The 15,741-nt window shown below is 69.3% G+C and carries 16 protein-coding genes and 3 pseudogenes; 14 read left to right on the forward strand and 5 right to left on the reverse strand.

Features of this window, described 5'->3' with window-relative positions:
* Positions 1 to 53 precede the first annotated feature (53 nt).
* Positions 54 to 422, reverse strand: a complete 369-nt coding sequence (locus ACRAWC_RS22790; protein ID WP_431349728.1) for a hypothetical protein — start codon at positions 420 to 422, stop codon at positions 54 to 56.
* A gap of 599 nt (positions 423 to 1,021) precedes the next feature.
* On the opposite strand from ACRAWC_RS22790, the gene ACRAWC_RS22795 reads away from it, so the two are divergent.
* The 4 genes and pseudogenes from ACRAWC_RS22795 (at position 1,022) to ACRAWC_RS22810 (ending at position 4,844) form a co-directional block, all read left to right on the forward strand.
* Positions 1,022 to 1,882 (forward strand): Gfo/Idh/MocA family protein, encoded by an 861-nt coding sequence (locus ACRAWC_RS22795; protein WP_431349729.1) that lies wholly within the window; start codon positions 1,022 to 1,024, stop codon positions 1,880 to 1,882.
* A gap of 51 nt (positions 1,883 to 1,933) precedes the next feature.
* Positions 1,934 to 3,018, forward strand: a pseudogene (locus ACRAWC_RS22800) (Gfo/Idh/MocA family protein).
* A gap of 45 nt (positions 3,019 to 3,063) precedes the next feature.
* Positions 3,064 to 4,065, forward strand: a complete 1,002-nt coding sequence (locus ACRAWC_RS22805) for a hypothetical protein (RefSeq protein ID WP_431349730.1) — start codon at positions 3,064 to 3,066, stop codon at positions 4,063 to 4,065.
* Positions 4,066 to 4,136: 71 nt separating this feature from the next.
* Positions 4,137 to 4,844, forward strand: coding sequence for a hypothetical protein (locus tag ACRAWC_RS22810; RefSeq protein WP_431349731.1), 708 nt, complete (start codon positions 4,137 to 4,139; stop codon positions 4,842 to 4,844).
* Here ACRAWC_RS22810 and ACRAWC_RS22815 read toward each other — a convergent pair.
* The 3 genes and pseudogenes from ACRAWC_RS22815 to ACRAWC_RS22825 form a co-directional block, all read right to left on the reverse strand.
* The gene (locus tag ACRAWC_RS22815) at positions 4,790 to 5,395 is read right to left on the reverse strand and encodes a SpaH/EbpB family LPXTG-anchored major pilin (protein ID WP_431349732.1); all 606 of its coding nucleotides are present in this window, start codon (positions 5,393 to 5,395) and stop codon (positions 4,790 to 4,792) included. The genes ACRAWC_RS22810 and ACRAWC_RS22815 overlap by 55 nt on opposite strands.
* Positions 5,396 to 5,841: 446 nt before the next feature.
* Positions 5,842 to 8,820, reverse strand: a complete 2,979-nt coding sequence (locus tag ACRAWC_RS22820) for a SpaA isopeptide-forming pilin-related protein (protein ID WP_431349733.1) — start codon at positions 8,818 to 8,820, stop codon at positions 5,842 to 5,844.
* A gap of 352 nt (positions 8,821 to 9,172) precedes the next feature.
* Positions 9,173 to 9,989: pseudogene (locus ACRAWC_RS22825) on the reverse strand (SDR family oxidoreductase).
* A 72-nt stretch (positions 9,990 to 10,061) separates the two neighbouring features.
* Between ACRAWC_RS22825 and ACRAWC_RS22830 the strand changes: the two are divergent.
* The 10 genes and pseudogenes from ACRAWC_RS22830 to ACRAWC_RS22875 form a co-directional block, all read left to right on the forward strand.
* Positions 10,062 to 10,178, forward strand: a pseudogene (locus ACRAWC_RS22830) (HAD hydrolase-like protein); the annotation flags it as partial.
* A gap of 145 nt (positions 10,179 to 10,323) precedes the next feature.
* Complete coding sequence (locus ACRAWC_RS22835; protein WP_431349981.1) at positions 10,324 to 10,695, forward strand: HAD family hydrolase; 372 nt, start codon at positions 10,324 to 10,326, stop codon at positions 10,693 to 10,695.
* Positions 10,696 to 10,801: 106 nt separating this feature from the next.
* Positions 10,802 to 11,179: a hypothetical protein gene (locus ACRAWC_RS22840; RefSeq protein ID WP_431350015.1), complete on the forward strand. Its 378-nt coding sequence runs from the start codon at positions 10,802 to 10,804 to the stop codon at positions 11,177 to 11,179.
* Positions 11,109 to 11,444 carry a hypothetical protein gene (locus ACRAWC_RS22845; protein WP_431349982.1) on the forward strand — a complete coding sequence of 112 codons (336 nt, stop codon included), beginning with the start codon at positions 11,109 to 11,111 and terminating at the stop codon, positions 11,442 to 11,444. Before ACRAWC_RS22840 ends, ACRAWC_RS22845 begins: the two co-directional genes overlap by 71 nt.
* 359 nt (positions 11,445 to 11,803) lie before the next feature.
* Entirely contained in the window at positions 11,804 to 12,322 is a 519-nt protein-coding gene (locus tag ACRAWC_RS22850; RefSeq protein WP_431349734.1) for a hypothetical protein, read from the forward strand.
* Between the two features lie 268 nt (positions 12,323 to 12,590).
* On the forward strand, positions 12,591 to 13,049 hold the full coding sequence (locus tag ACRAWC_RS22855; RefSeq protein WP_431349735.1) for an SdrD B-like domain-containing protein: 459 nt from the start codon (positions 12,591 to 12,593) through the stop codon (positions 13,047 to 13,049).
* A gap of 107 nt (positions 13,050 to 13,156) precedes the next feature.
* Positions 13,157 to 13,654: a hypothetical protein gene (locus ACRAWC_RS22860; RefSeq protein ID WP_431349736.1), complete on the forward strand. Its 498-nt coding sequence runs from the start codon at positions 13,157 to 13,159 to the stop codon at positions 13,652 to 13,654.
* Between the two features lie 25 nt (positions 13,655 to 13,679).
* Positions 13,680 to 13,973 (forward strand): hypothetical protein, encoded by a 294-nt coding sequence (locus ACRAWC_RS22865; RefSeq protein ID WP_431349737.1) that lies wholly within the window; start codon positions 13,680 to 13,682, stop codon positions 13,971 to 13,973.
* 54 nt (positions 13,974 to 14,027) lie between these two features.
* Entirely contained in the window at positions 14,028 to 14,279 is a 252-nt protein-coding gene (locus ACRAWC_RS22870; RefSeq protein WP_431349738.1) for a hypothetical protein, read from the forward strand.
* Positions 14,280 to 14,692: 413 nt separating this feature from the next.
* Positions 14,693 to 14,887 carry a hypothetical protein gene (locus ACRAWC_RS22875; RefSeq protein ID WP_431349739.1) on the forward strand — a complete coding sequence of 65 codons (195 nt, stop codon included), beginning with the start codon at positions 14,693 to 14,695 and terminating at the stop codon, positions 14,885 to 14,887.
* A gap of 90 nt (positions 14,888 to 14,977) precedes the next feature.
* Here ACRAWC_RS22875 and ACRAWC_RS22880 read toward each other — a convergent pair whose 3' ends face one another.
* Positions 14,978 to 15,106 carry a hypothetical protein gene (locus tag ACRAWC_RS22880; RefSeq protein WP_431349740.1) on the reverse strand — a complete coding sequence of 43 codons (129 nt, stop codon included), beginning with the start codon at positions 15,104 to 15,106 and terminating at the stop codon, positions 14,978 to 14,980.
* Positions 15,107 to 15,741 lie beyond the last annotated feature (635 nt).

Raw genomic sequence — 15,741 nt, forward strand, 5'->3', positions numbered from 1 at the left:
CCCCGCCGAGTTGCGACATCTGCTCACCACTCGACGCCGATTCGAGCCACGACTCACCACTCGACGCCCGCGACGCCGGCGCCACCCGCGCACGCACCACCACGTCCCCGAGCAGCCCCCGGCCGTAAGCGGATGCGCACCCCCTTCCACACCCCCTGGTGCCGCAACCGCGGCGTGAAGTCCCATCCGTAGCCCAGTCGCGGCGTGTGGAGGCGCACGCGCTCCGTGCGCCCGACCTGCGGCTCCGAAACCGGGGCCGGGTGCACGCGGAGGGCCAGCTTGTGCCGCCCGGCGGCACGCTGCGCGGCGGTGAGGAGCAACCGCGCCCGGTGATACAGCCCGCGCACGGATCCGAGCAGCTCGCCGTCCCAGGTAGACGTCCGCCCCGGGGTCGACGCCGTCGAGTTCGAGCACGGCGACACCGTCCGAGGCCGCGGCGTCCAGGTCCACCGCCCGCCGGTAGACCCACGACCGCTCCGCCACCCACTCCGCCGCGCGGCCTGTTCCGGCCGACGCGGGGATCGAGCAGCTCGCCCGCCCGATGCAGGTCGTCGATCACCGCTCCGGGTACGCGGGCGGGCAGCCAGCCGGGCGCCGCCGCGATGGCCGCGGAGGCCTCCGCCACGTTGTTCCCGGCCTCGGGCAGCAGCGCGCCCAGGTACCACTCAGCGGTGTCGCCGAGTGCTTCGCGGATGGTCCAGTCGCCGTCCAGGCCGATCGTCGTCGATGTGCTCACCCGACGATCATGCCCAATCTGGGAACGATTCCAGAAATTTCCGCCGAAGAGCTATCGACTGCTCCGGAGCAGAAGGTACGCTTTCGTGGTTCGCGCGCATCGAATCCATCGGCAAGGAGGCCTTGACAGGCATGTCCCACCCTCTCGCTGTCGCAGCGATCGGCTTCTGGCACGTTCACGCTGGCGACTACGTGCGCACATCCAGCAGCATCCCGACACGCACCCTCGTCGCCGTTCTGGGACGACGACGAGCAGCGCGGCCGTGCGGCCGCCGACGAGTTCGGCGTGGAGTTCGTCGCCGACCTCGACGAGCTGCTCGCCCGTCCCGAGCTGGACGCGGTGACCATCACCACCGCGACCGACCAGCACCGCGACGTCATCGGCCGTGCCATCGCGGCCGGAAAGCACGTCTTCACCGAGAAGATCCTCGCGCCCACGGTCGCCGAGGCGGAGGAGCTCGTCGAGCTGGCCCGCGAGGCCGGCGTGGCGCTCGTCGTCTCGCTGCCCCGGCTGTACGACGACTACACCGTCGCGATCGAGCGCATCCTCGACGAGGGGACGCTGGGCGAGCTCACGTACTCCCGCGTGCGTCTCGCGCACGACGGCTGGGTCGCCGGCTGGCTGCCCGAGCAGTTCGCCGACCCGCAGGCCGCGATCGGCGGCGCGCTGACGGACCTGGGATGCCACCCGGCGTACCTGACGCGGCTGTTCCACCGCGCCGATCCGGTGGCCACTCTCGGCGAGCTACGGCAGCGTCACCACGGGTCGCGCGGTCGAGGACAACGCGGTGGTCACCGCCGAGTTCCCCGGCGGCCGCCTCGGCGTCTTCGAGGCGAGCGTGGTGACCACGCCCGGAGCCTTCACCGTGGAGCTCCGCGGCACCGCGGCCTCCCTCATGTTCGGCTTCGGCGGCGAGCGCTTGCTCGCCAAGGGCGGCGCGTTCGGAGACGAGTGGCAGGAGATCCCCTGCCCGAACGCCGGCCCGGAGCCTTCGCGCAGTGGGTGGAGCACATCCACGACGGGTCGACGGCCGACGAGAACCTCCGCCACGCGGTCGAACTGACCCGGATGGTCGTCGCCTCCAACGAGTCCGCCGCCTCCGGCCACATCGTCGATCTTGCGCCGGCGTCCGCGTCCGTCGCCTGACCCCCGCCACCCCCTCCCTCTTCTTCTCCCTCTCTCAAGGAGCTCTTCACCATGCCCAGCACCACTGTTCGCATCGGCCTCATCGGCGCAGGCGGAATCGCCGGCGCGCACGTCGCCGGCTACCTCCGCAACCCCGAGACCGTCACCTTCGCGGCCGTCGCCGACCCGGTCCGCGAGTCCGCCGAGCGCCGCGCCGGCGACACCGGCGCCGCCATCTACGCCGACTACGCCACCATGCTCGCCGAGGCCGACATCGACGCCGTCGACATCTGCCTTCCCCATCACCTGCACAAGGATGCGATCGTCGCCGCCGCCCGCGCCGGCAAGCACATCCTGTGCGAGAAGCCACCTGCCTGTCGCCCGACGAGGCCGCCGAGGTGGATGCCGCGGTCGCCGAGGCCGGCGTCACCCTGATGTGCGCGCACAACCAGCTGTTCCTGCCCGCCGTCGCGAAGGCCAAGGAGCTCATCGAGGCGGGCGCGCTCGGCCGCGTCTACGAGGTGCGCACCACCGACAGCTTCTTCAACGACTTCGACCCGTCGAACATGGGATGGCGTGCCCACGCCTCCACGAGCGGCGGCGGCGAGCTGATCGACACCGGGTACCACCCCACCTACCTGCTGCTGCACCTGGCGGGCGGCTCGCCAGTCGAGGTGACCTCGATACTCGCAACGCACCGGCTGTCGTTCATGGAGGGCGAGGACTCGGCGCAGGTGCTCGTCCGCTTCGACAACGGGGTGATCGGCAGCCTAGCGACGAGCTGGGCATACGAGCCGGCGGACGGCACCGAGAAGTTCTCCGCCGTCGGCGAGCTCGGCAGCCTGACCAGCGACGGCACGTCGCTCACCTTCCGTCGCCGCGGCGATGCCGAAGCGACGGTGTTCGAGTTGGAGCCGGTGCACGAGTTCGGCGCCGAGATCGCGCACTTCGCGCACAGCATCCTCACCGGCACCCGGCCCCTGCACACGCAGAAGGAGGGCATCGAGGTGCTCGGCATCATCCTGGCCGCGTACGAGTCGGCACGGGACCGCACCATCGCGCCGGTCCGCTCCGTCCGCGAGCTGGTGACGAGACGCGTCCGCGAGCCCATCCACGGCGTCCGGAGAGTGATTTCCGCGGAATTCAGCGATTGCTGAAATCCGGGTATATCCAGCGGCCCTGCGGCGGAGTTACAGTGCAGCATGAGTACGCAGCGGACGGGGGCCCGCAACACTCTGCCGGAGCCCCATCGTCAAGACGATTTCGTCGCCGTACCGTACCTGCGCCAGGGGCAGCTCATATCGCTGATCCGCTGGTCGCTGGTCTCCGGCGAGTGGAAGTACACCACGATACTGGCGGAGTACCTCCATCGTGACGAGGGGTCGTGGTACCTCGTGATCAACGGCAACCGCGCCAGACTCGACCGCTCGAGTGGGCGATCTTCAACTGACGACGGTGCGGCCCGCGGCGTGACCGCGTCGCGGGCTGCACCGGGCACTGTTCCCGGTGTGACCGAGACTGAGAACCGAAGGCGCGCCTCGCAACCGGAGCACCGCTGGCCCGCGGTGATCGCCACGGTCGTCGCGCTCGCGGCCTACGCGTTCCTGCCCAGCGTGGTGCCCGCCATCGAGCGCTACGCGGTCGTCGGCGTCTGCCTGCTGATGATCGTCGCGCTCGTGCTGTACAACCCGCACCGCCTCACGCGCGAGTCGAGGTGGTCGCGCCGCGCCGAGATCGCGCTGGCCCTGATCATCCTGATCGCCAACCAGATAGCCTTCGCCGAGACGATCATCCGGCTGCTGAACAAGCACGGCAACGGCTCGGAGCTGCTGCTCGCCTCGCTCCAGGTGTGGCTCACGAACGTGATCGCGTTCGCGCTGGTCTTCTGGGTGCTCGACCGCGGCGGCCCCGTCGCACGCTCCTCGGTGCCGCGGCCGCAGCTGGCACCGGCGGACTTCCGCTTTCCGCAGGATGAGGACCACGACGCGGTGATCGAGGTCGCGCGCGGATCCAGCAAGCAGTCGGATTGGGTGCCCAACTACATCGATTACTTCTACTTCTCGCTGTCGAACTCGATGGCCTTCAGCCCGACCGACACCATGCCGCTGACGCACCGAGCCAAGCTGCTGATGTCGTTGGAGTCGTTCGCCGGATTCGCACTGCTCGCCCTTGTCATCGCCCGCGCGGTGTCGTTGATCGGCTGATTCGTCGACCGCGCGTAATCAGACGCCCCGAACCGCGTCCTTATAGATAGGACCGACGGAAGGGGCGATGGATGCGCGAGGCGGCCGAAGCGGTGAGACGAGCGGTGGGACGAGCGGTGGCGGCGATCGCGGCCGCGGTGCTCGCCTCGGCGAGTGGATGCTCCTCAGCCTCGGGCGGCGGCGCGACCCCGCCGCCGGCAGCTGCCACAGCCACCACCGCACCGGCCCCGAACGCGGGATGGACACTACCGTCGGGCCCGCGGGTGGTGTTCCGGAACACCCGCGCCGGCGACGGATTCGGAAAGGTCGCGTCCGTGCCGCTGAACAGCCCCGGCGGCGAGCGCAGAGTCTCGCCTGTGGCGTGCGAGCGCGTCTACGCCACCCGGGCAGCGCTCTCGTGCATGAGCCGCACCAGCACCGACCCGGTCGGCTACAGCGAGACCCTCCACGACGGGGACGGAACCGAGGGACCGCGCTGGTCGCTGCCGGGCGCTCCCAGCCGCACGCGCCTGTCCGCCGATTCGAAGCTCGCGGCATGGACGGCGTTCGTCGACGGAGAATCGTATGCCAACGTGAAGTTCGCCACGCAGACCGTCCTGACCGACGTGCACGGCACCTACTACGGGCCCCTCGACGCGTTCACCTTCCTCCTCGACGCGAAGCCGTACTCAGCGCAGGACCTCAACTTCTGGGGCGTCACGTTCGCGCACGACGACAACACGTTCTACGCCGATCGTTCCGGCCGCGTTGGGGTGGCCTGGAAGTCGAAGACGACGTGATCGCCGGCCTTCAGCTTGTCGAGACCCGGCTGCAGGAACGTGACTGTGAGCTTCTGCCCGGACCACGTGGCCGTGTAGTCGGTACCCGCGACGAACGACGTAGACGTACCGGTCGGGCTGATCGCCTTGACGGTGACCGGTGCGCTCGTGTTCGGGGTCAGCTTGGTGTCGAGCGTGTCGGTCATGGTGAACTTCGTGTACGTCTGGCCCGCTGCGAGCGCCGGCACGAGCTGCGTCACCTGGTACTCGACCGGGGCGCCCAGCAGGCCACCGTTGGTGGGCTGGTTGACCACGTTCTTGGCCGGCTTCTCCGCGACCGTGTTCTTGGGGTAGACGTTGACGTCGTACTGCCAATCACCGGTCAGGTTCGTCAGGTCCTTCGGCGTGGGCAGCGCGACCACGAAGGGCGCGGACTTCTCCACGACCTTGTCCGGGGCACCGATCTCGCGGACGAAGTACGCGCCGAGCGGCAGCTTGGCAGTCGTCGCGATTCCGCCGTTGGCCGTCGTGACCGGTTGGCAGTTGGTCAGGGGGTGGGTTCCGAGCGTCATGACGGTCCCCCGCTGCTGCGAGCTTCTCGGCCTGCGTGATGGCGTTCAGCGTGTTCCAGCCGGTGTTGGTGCCATCGAGGAGGTTGATGTCGCTGATAAGGCAGACCTGGAAGGTGACACCGTCGATCGGATTGGTCCTCGGGTTCTTGGCCGGGTCACTACCGGTCGGGTCCTGGGTGCCTCCACCCGGGTTCTCGTACTTGTGGATGATGATCGAGCCCTGCTGCGTGGTGTCGATCGAGGCGGCGTTCGCGGCCGTACTGGTCGCCACGGCTCCCAGCACGCCCAGCGACAACACCGTTCCGACAGCCAGGGCGGCACGCCCGCGTTGCCGTGTGATTGCGGTCATTCCTGTTTCTTTTCCTTTCCCATTCACCGCTTGGTGCGGTGAGAGGTCTCTTCGGTGAGGGGCCCACTCGTGGTGCGAGTGGGGGCTTCGAGGGCCGTCAGGCGATCCGGCGCCGGCGGATGAGCTGCCAGACGGCGAGGCCGAGCATGGCCGCCAGCAGGCTGCCGCCGGTGATGGTCAGCGCGTCGGTTCCCAGACCACCCGTCAGGGGGATGTCCGGCACCGGCAGCTGCTTGTTGACGACGTCTGGGAGCCTGACCGTGTTGAGCGCCGAGGTCAGCGTCACGGGGATCGGGGTGGGGTTGAGCTTGAACCCGACCGGCGCCTGCGTCTCGACGAGCTGGTAGGTGCCCGGCCCGAGGTTGGTGAGCCGGAACTGCCCGGCGATCGGGTCGATGTCCGCGCCGGTGCACAGGGACGCGGAGGCCGCCGTGCAGTCGGTCACCGTGATAGCCGGCCCGGTGGGCTTGCCACTCCCGTCGACCGGGGTGAAGGTCCACGCCGCACCGGAGAGGACGTTCTTCGACGGCGTCGCGTCGATCTTGTTCCAGAGCGCGTCGATCACCTGGACGACGACGGTCGAGGTACATGCGGGGTCGGTCGATCCGACCGGGCAGTTGTTGCCCTTCGTCGGCGAGACGACCGTGTTCAACAGGGTGTGGTCGCCCGCGTCGGGGCTGTTCACCGTGACCGAGTAGGTGATGGTCGCCGTGGCCCCGGCCGCCAGCCCTCCTGTCCAGGACAGCGTCGGAGCGGAGTACGACGCGGTGCCGACCGTCGCTGCGTGGTCGCCGTTGTAGACGGACTCCTTGAGGACGTCCGTGAGGTCGTCGGAGAACTCCGTGCTGTTGTACGCCTGGGTTCCCGTGTTCTTGACCGTGATCGTGTACGTCACCGTGTCGCCCGGTCGCACGTTCTGCACTCCCGAGGTCTTCTTGATCGAGAGCGAGCACTGCGACGGGTCGGCACGCACCGTGAACTGCACGGGATAGGTGTTGTTGCCGTTCGGCGCGTCGTTGCCGGCCGTGGACGTCGTCGCCGCTTTCGCGGTGTTCGAGAGCGTGGTCGGCGCGTCGGCATCACAGGCCACCGGCGGTGCGATCGTCTGGAAGCACATCTGCGGCGGGTCGCCCTGCCACGTGATGGCGATCTGCCCGTTGACGACACCCGTCGGGTCGTTGACGCCGTTCACCACCACCGTCGCACTGATCGAGGTCACCGAGGTCGGGATGGCGGAGAGGTTGAGCGAACCGCCCGCCGCCAGCGTCACCCCGTTGAAGCCGGTGATGACGTTCCCGTTCTGATCCTTGAGGGTGACCGTCGCGTTCGTGTACGTGCCCGCGGTCAGACCCGGAAGCGTCAGGGCTCCCCATCCCTTGAATCCGGCCGTGCCGGAGCCGCAGTAGGAGGCGAGCGGCGAGACCGTCATCGTCTGGGGCCCGGACACTTCGATGCAGCCGCCCCCGGTAAGGGCGTTGAAGAAGGTGATCTTGCCGCCGTCGCCGTCGGCGACCAGGCAGTTGGGAGCGATCTGGGAGGCGGACCGGACCGTGTAGTTGGTCTGGTTGGCCGGACGGGTGAACCCGGAGCACTCCGGCGCCCTCCCCGTTCCTGTGTACGTCGCGAAATCCACGCACGCTACGAAGCTGCTACTTGCCAGATACACCTTCGTGCCCACGACGAACGCGTCACCGGCCCCCGCGCCCGAGGCCGAGAAGTTGGCGTACGTACCGTTGTACGGGGTCCGTGTCGTCCGGGCGCCGGTCAGATTCCAGCAGTTGGTGGTGTCCAGGGAAGCCCCGCTGTTCGGGATGGTGCAGACCCCCTGAACGGCCCCGGTGGTGGACAGGATCGGCGCCAGGGCAGGCCCACCGACCGCAGTCACCCCCGAGGTCGTGATCGGCCAGCTGCCCGAGCAGAGGCTTCCGCCGGCGACGTAGCAGTACGTCAGCCAGCTCCCGCCCGCGACCGGCACGCTGGCGAAGACGTAGTTGCCGTAGGTGAACGAGTTCATGGCCCGATCAGGCACGGGAGCGCCGGTGTTCAGCACCAGCGTGCCGCACTCGGTGCCGGTCGTCGGAGCGACACAGAACAGCTTCGCCCCGGTCGTGGTCTCGGCGACGGCGTAGATGTTGCCGTTCGCGGCGGGAATCCTCGAGCTGCCGATCTGTGCGCCGACGCTGCCGTTGGCGTCGTACCCGATGTCGAACTGGACGAAGCCGCAGCTCTTCGCAGGCGTGGTCGACAGGTCGACGCACCCCGTGCCGATAGGCGCCTGCGCGGCGCCGACGAAGAAGAACATCTTCGTACCGGAGATCCAGGTGCCGTTCTGCCAAGCGGTGACTCCCGGGTAGGCCGTCCCGGTGCCCAGAGCGGTGCCCGACGTGGACGACCAGGTCAGGTTGTTCGCGCTCCAGCCCGGGCACACGGAGCCGTTCTGCTGAGCGCAGTAGACGTAACTGCCGGACGTGTGGTGGAAGACCGCGTAGACCAAGCCGTTGCGCATGGCGACGTTGTAGCCGTCACCGCCGGTCGTCGACAGAACGGCGCTGGCCGGGCTCGGGAAGTTCAGCGATCGCCGCTGCGTGCTCCTGCGGCACCATGGTGCCCGTGAAGCCGGAGGCCGTTCGCGTCGGCGGGGAGGTGCCGTTGGCCCAACTCGTGCCTCCATTCGTCGTGTACTGCGGAGACAGCGAACCGACGGCGTTGAGGTTGGGGGGAGCTGCAGAGAGCCGTTGACGTACGTCCCGGCATTGGCGATCACGTCTTTGAGGTCGACGGTGGCCGCGGCGCTGGTGTTGTTCTGGTAGCTGACCGCCCACTTGATGGTGTCGCCGGGCTTCGCCGTGCCGGTCTTGGTGCCGCCGGGGGCATCCAACGAGGCCGCTACCGACCCGTTCACCGTGTTTGTCGCTGTCTTGTAGAGAGTGGACACCGCGGTGTTGCCGGCGTTGGAGACGTACTGGGGGATGACCAGCAGGCCGACCAGCGCGCCGAGAGCCACGCAGGCTGCCACGAGCGTGGCCACACCCCAGCGGCGCGACGCGCGGAGGCGGCATGCAGAACGAACCGTCACGATCTTTCCCAAATGTTCAACGGGGCGGTGTGCCGCCCAAGAGCTAAAACGTTGGGACCTGGTTGGTCCCCACTAATGAGGACTCAGGAGGGTGCGTTTCGTTACGCGAGGTTCGGAAAAGAAATGTAACGGAATGGTCACGAACGGACACGCGTGCGTGGCGCGCTCGTCACGGCACATTAGTGGGCTGCGTCAGAGGGGCGAGCCAGGGCCCGCCAAGGCCGGCGGGTCCGCCAGTGGCCCGACACCGGCGGACCCGTCGGTCAGCATCATCCCCGCACCGAGGGGAGGGCACCGAGGACGGTGTCATCCGATCACAGCAGAGCCCACGGCCCCGCCGAAAGACAGTTCCCTACAAGCGACGCCAGTCGTCGGAGGTCAGGTGCGATCCCGCCTGCGGGCCCATCTGCAGCATCCCGCCGTCGACCGCCCAGGAGGCACCGGTGACGTACGACCCGGCCGGAGAGGCGAGGAACGCGATCACCGCAGCGATCTCACGGGCATCGCCCGGCCGGCCGAGGGGATGCCGGGACGGTGCACCTCACGCGGGTCCTCATCCTCTGCGTCGTTCATGGGCGTCGAGATCTCGCCCGGCGCGACGGCGTTCGCGGTGATGCCGTACTCGCCGAGCTCGAGCGCGAGCGTCTTCAGCAGCCCGCCGAGACCGTGTTTGGCGGCGTCGTAGGCGGCGGATCCTACCCTCGGCTGGTGCTCGTGCACGCTGGTGACGCCGATGATGCGGCCGCCGCGTCCCGCATCCACCATCCGCCGCGCCATGCGCTGGATGCAGACGAACGCGCCGTCGAGGTCGCCGCAGATCGTCTTCCGCCAGGTGTCCCAATCCGTCTCGAAGAAGGGGTTCCTCCGTTGATACCGGCGTTGTTGACGAACACGTCGCAGCCGCCGAGCTCGTCGGCGATCCGGTCGACGACATCGCCGCACGCGGGCGCGTCGGTCGTGTCGAGCTGGGCCACGACGGCCCGCCGCCCCGCCTCGCGGACGAGACGCGCGGTCTCCTCCGCCCCTTCCTCGTCGGAGTGCCAGGTGATGCCGACGTCCATGCCGGCCTGCGCCAGCGCGACGGCGGTGGCGCGGCCGATCCCGGAATCGGAGCCGGTGACGATGGCGGTGCGCGGGTCGGTGAGCTCCGGATACATGTGATCGGCCATGTCGGGCACGATCCACCCCATCCCGGACCCGCGCAAGGGGTGGTAGTCGTGGAGCCATGCACGATCTCCGCAGTGCTCTTCGACGTCGACGGAACCCTGGTCGACTCCAACTTCCTGCACGTCGACGCCTGGAGCCGGGCGTTCGCGGAGCTGGGCTCGCCGGTGGACGCATGGCGCATCCACCGCTCGATCGGCCAGGACTCGGCCCGGCTGCTGGAGGCGCTCGCCGGCAGCCACGACGAGGAGTGGACGGAGCGGGCGAAGGAGCTGCACCTCGCAGCACTACCAGGAGCAGTCCGGCCGGCTGCGCGCGTTCGACCGCAGCGCGGACCTCCTGCGCGAACTGTCGTCCCGCGGGATCCGCGTCGTGCTCGCGACATCGGCGCCGGAGGACGAGCTGAAGATGCCGATGGACGTGCTGGATGCGGAGGACGCCATCCACGCGACCACCAACGCCGACGACGTGGCGACCGCCAAACCCGAGCCAGGGATCATCGAGGTCGCGCTGGAGCGCGCGGGCGCCGACCCCTCGGACGCGCTCTTCGTCGGCGACTCGATCTGGGACATGATGGCGGCCGCCCGCGCGCACGTGCGCTCCGCGGTGTGCTGTCCGGCGGCGTCGGACCCTCCGAGCTGCTGGAGGCCGGCGCGGTCTCCGTTTTCGACGACCCGGCCGACCTGCTCGACCGGATCGACGGGGTGCTGAGCGGCCGCCGCACGCGCCTGACGCGCGCCGCCTCACGCAGCCGGCTCTTGCCAACGGCGCGCCCACGGCGTTGCATAGGGGCGACGGCCCAGGGAGAGGAGTCGCCATGTCGGCGAGCGAGCTCGAGATGTCCAGCGTGCGGTACCCGTACCGCGACCGCATCTTCCACATCGAGAAGAAGGCGCCGGGGGTGTGGGTCGTGCTGAACGAATCCCACGCCGAGCTCGGCACGCCGGTCCGCGTCGCGGTGGAGGGCGAGGAGCACGAGCCGGTGTTCGGCGCGGTGCCGCCCGGCTACACCGAGACGCCGCACGAGGGGTCGGACTGGCGGATGCTGGTCGCCTCCCTCATCAACGAGGCACTCGACGCGGACACCGCGGCCACGGGCAACCAGGGGAGGCACGAGCGTCCGCCTGAACAAGAAGGCCCTGGAGCACGCGCGCACGTTGGTCGAGCGGGGCGACGTCGTGCACGACGAGCGTGACGACTGGAGCGAGCACGCACCGAGCGCGGACGCCGAGAACCGCTTCATCGAGAAGAACGGGTGGGACGAGTACGCGCTCCGGCACCTCGGCGAGGATCCGGACAAGAGCGAGGAGACGAAGGGCCGGTTCAGCTTCCCGTACGGCGACTTCGCGAAGGTGCACCGCTGCGCCGTCATCTCGCTCGAGAGCCGCGCGGCGCAGAACGACCACGACGACATCGCCCGCGAGACGAAGCGACTTCTCGAACTGATCGATGGGGAGTAGCGCCCGGGATACGATGCCCGGGATGAACGCGACGCTGCGCACGACGCTGGGCTGGCTTCGCCGCCGTGCTGCTGAACGTCGGCGCGCTCCTCGTCGTCGTCGGCCTGGTGCTCCCGGGCACGGGAGGGCACGCCCGCCCTGGGGGTCGGCGTGGGGATGTGCGCGCTCGGCGCGGTGGCGGGCGTCTGCTGGCTGGCGGGCCGTCCGGCGCGATGACGCCGACGGGATCGCGCTCCTCCCCGCACGCCCCGCTGACGAAAATCGGCCCCGCCCTGGGATGAGGAGGGCGGGGCCGATTTCCGACCGGCGGAACGCGCCGGTGGCTGCGGGTCCGGTCAGTCCGGCGTCTGCTGGCGTTCGTGCCGCTGACCAGGTCGGGGTTCGACGGGTTCTGCGCCGGGTCGAAGTCGGCGGGCGGGGGCTCGGCCTGGTCGGTGTCGCCGCCGGCGCTCGCCGTGGTGACGTCCTCCGCGCCCTCCGGGGCGATGCCGGTCTCGCCCGGCTTGGACACGTCGCCTCGTCTGACCGGGCTCGGTCTCGGCGGGCTCGGCAGCCTGCGCGTCGCGGTCGGCGCCGCCCTGCCCGCCGCCCTCGAAGCGCTCCGCCTGATCCTCGGCCGCGGACGCCCTCCGCGTTCGTGTTCGGCAGTCCGCTGGTGTCGCTCATGCTCCGCTCCTTCCCGGGCGCCTCACTGGCTTCCCCTCTTCGCCGTACGAGGGCGGCGGAGTCCGCATCCCCCGTCGTCCGCCAGACGGTCGCCGTCGATGTCGGCGATCACGTCCTCGAAGACGCTGCGGTCCCTCCTGGGGCTCGACGGCACCGCCGTCGTCGCCCTCGAGGTCACCGGCGAGCCCGTTGGTGGGGTCCGTTGCCGGTGACCGGCTCCCGTTCCGCGGGATCGGTCATGCCGCCACGAAACGCCTTCTTCACGCTCGCGCAAGGGAGCTAAGGACCTCCGTGGCGCGGAGTAGCTCAGGCAGCTGTCTTTCGGGCCGTCCTTCCGCGGGTAGCTTCCGGCACCAGGGAGGTCTCCATGCACTCGCGCTGGTTTCGCTGGTCGACGCTCGTTCCTCGCGACTTCATCGCCGGTGAGCCTGGGCGTGGTATTCCCTGGGGCGCTGCCAAGCTCTGGCCGGGCCCGGAAGCGTGATCTCGGGCACTGTATGGGCCGACACGAACCAGAACCAGGTCCGGGACGCAGGCGAGCTGGTGAAGTCCGGCGTCACCGTCACCCTGCTGACGTCCCCGGGCGGCGCGGTGGCCGGCACTACCACGACCGACACGCAGGGGCGCCACACCTTCACCAGCCCCGCCGACGGCGCCTGCGTGGTGCAGGTCACGGCTCCGATCCATTCACCTTCCCGTCGACGCGCGCCGGAGACAATGACTTCGCTCCGCGGGCGCTCCGGCGCCCGGCCAGCCCCAGCTCGGTGTCACTCTGCCGCAGACGATCAGCGGCGCAACGCAGGCGACCGGGCTGGATGCCGTGGATGCAGCCGCTGGCCACCATCCAGGGTCGCGCCTCTCCGTCACGCAGGGCGGCGCCTGCCAGAACCTGATCGTCACCGGCACGGCGCCCTTCGATACGACGGACGGAGGCGGTAGGGATTCGAGCGCATCCAACCGCCTCGTGCGCACCTCCGATTCCACGACTCAGTTCTTCTCCGTTTCGCTGACGGGCCTGCCGACGGGCGGCTCGGTGAGCAACGTCGGTGCTCGACATCACGGCATCCTCGGCGAACGGTGCGCAGGTCGCGTTCACAGGCCCGGAGCCGGAGAGCCTGCCGACCGGGTGTCTGACCAGCGGCGTCACCCCGGCGTCCAGCATCCAGACCAATCCCGACGGTTCCGTCTCGCTTCACTGCAACATGGGCACTTTCACGTCGGCCGTCGCCCCGTTGCAGGTGACGGTCACGCCCAACAACAACTCCCTCAACGACTCCACCTTCCACCTCACGGCGAGGTGCGCGCGCGGCGGGCGGCGACGCCGTGCAATCCGCTACCGTCGTGAACCTGGATGCACGATCACCGGCGTCCCCAGCTGGGATGTCAGCAAGCGCGATTGGTCTACGACAGCCAGCCCGACGACCGCCACGATCAACGGCCAGCAGCAGGTCGGCTATGTGATCAGCGACCTCATCGTCATCGCGCCGACCGCCTCGAAGGGCGAGACGGGACTCGTCTCGCCCTCACCTTCACGAACCGCCTGAACATTCCCACGGCCCTGATGCTGAGTTGCGGACCGACGCAGAACGGCGGAGGCACGGGACTCGGCGCCACCCCGGTGCGATCGCCTGCCCGCCGGAAGGCATCCCCGTCGGCACGGGCGGCGCGACGGCGACGATCACGGGACTCTCGGCACAGCAGACGAGCGGATACCACATGCGGTTCTTCGTGCCGCTGCAGGATGCATACCGCCTCATCGACCCGACCTGGCAGCTCGGCCGACCCGTCCCGACCGGCTCCTTCTGCCGTGGGGGACCAGATCATCGAGGACCGAGGGGTATCGACGACGTCCGGGCCGGCTGAACTACGGCAGGGGCATCGAGCTCGGGCAACGGAACCACCGCGTCCGGCAACAACGTGTTGAACGGCCCCAACCTGCAGATCCAGCCGCCGACGCCGGGCATTCCCGGCAGCGGCAAGGCGTACTTCTCCCTGCTGGGCGGATGCTGTTCACCCACGGCCAGCGCCGGGAACCGAACCGGCACGCGCGTCGCCCTCAACCTACGGACACGCAGGACGACCATCACCAACCTCGATACTGGTGATCGCCGTTCGACGTGCTACGGGCTGGGGATCGACACGTCTCCGCGGCACCCGCCGGCTATCTGATCGAGTACGCCGTGGGGCCCGACGCCGCGGATTTGGAGAGCGGCCCTCCGGTCAATGGCGCGTATCCATACACCTCCACCGATCTCGGTAGCCGCGGCGCTGACGGGGAACCAGACCCCAGGACCGTACGGCCCGGTGGTCAACACCGACCGGACACCTCATTCGGTGCGGACTGGCGCGACAAGGTCAACATGGTACGGATGCGCCCGATCGACCCCGGCGACCTTCCCTGCCTCCGAGCTCGTCCCCGCCGCCCAGCCGCTGCTCCGGGCGCGATCGACTTTACAACGGCGGACCCCACGCGGGCCAGGACATCCCCCGGCGTCGCCGCTCCTCAACGAAGGCGGATGGACCGACCCCCACGAAGGCCGAGAACTGGTCCACCACCGAGGCGCTGCTGCGGTGTACTTCCGGTGGAGGTGCTGCTCACCAAGTCCACGCCGCAAACCCAGTACTTGCCGGGCGACAGCGTACCGTGGACGCTCGCGCCGCAGGTGAGCGCCGGCGGCCCCGGGCAAACCGTACGGCAATTGACGGTCACCGACACGCTGCCCGCCTCACTCGAGCTCGACGTGCCGTGCACCCGGCGGCGCTGCCCGCGGGGGTGAGCGTCGCATACAACCCGGTGAGTCGCGTCGCCACGTTCAGCTACGGCGACGTCACGATCCCTGACACGGGAGTGCCGTACCAGCGCTCCCTCAACTGACGGCGTGCACACGTGTGTCGATGCTGGCCATACCCGGTTCGGCCATCGTCAATTCGGCCACCGTGTCAACGCCTGACGCGCCCTCGAACACGATCACCGCGTCCATCACGATCAACGGCACGGGCCAGCTCTGCGCTCCAGAAGTCGGTGGATCGCCCGCTCTGTCTCGCCAGGGCAGACCTTCACGTGGCGGCTGGACTGGTCGAACACGACGACCAACATCCCGTTCGCTGCGCCCGACCTGATCGACGTGCTTCCCTGGAACGGGGATGCCGCCAGCGGCTCCCTGTCGAAGCAGGACCATTACGCGTCGGATTACACGGGGACGGAAGGTATCTCTTGCGGCGCTCCCGCAGCCCACATACACCGGAGGAGCGACGGGAGCGGTTCCCGGCACCTGGTACTACGCGACGGCTGACCCTCGACCATTCCGCATGACGCACGAAACCCGGTGAACAGCGGACCGGAGAACCCCGGAGGGCTGGGCAGACCGCCGCGGAGACCGCGGCCGGCCCGGGCTTCACGGCCGTGACCGCCGTGCGTTTCGTGTCGTCCACCCAACTCGCCCAGGGCCAGGTGGTGCGCGCCTCATCCCCTCCTCCGCGAACCCGGCGCAGGTGGCCGGCGCGCCCGTCCTGAACAGTCTGTACGTGAACCGCGCCGAGATCTTCTCCGCCACATTCCCCGACCAGCCGCTGCCGTCGAACGAACCGTACGTGCTGATGCCGGGCTGGTCAGTGGGCGACCTTCGTCTGG

The sequence above is a fragment of the Leifsonia sp. L25 genome (assembly GCF_050632895.1).

What these genes read in the sequence shown, in the direction of transcription:
- ACRAWC_RS22805 (WP_431349730.1), top strand. Translation starts at nt 3,064, where the DNA reads ATGAGTACGCAGCGGACGGGGGCCCGCAACACTCTGCCGGAGCCCCAT.
- ACRAWC_RS22810 (WP_431349731.1), top strand. Translation starts at nt 4,137, where the DNA reads ATGCGCGAGGCGGCCGAAGCGGTGAGACGAGCGGTGGGACGAGCGGTG.
- ACRAWC_RS22815 (WP_431349732.1), bottom strand. Translation starts at nt 5,395, where the DNA reads ATGACGCTCGGAACCCACCCCCTGACCAACTGCCAACCGGTCACGACG.
- ACRAWC_RS22840 (WP_431350015.1), top strand. Translation starts at nt 10,802, where the DNA reads ATGTCGGCGAGCGAGCTCGAGATGTCCAGCGTGCGGTACCCGTACCGC.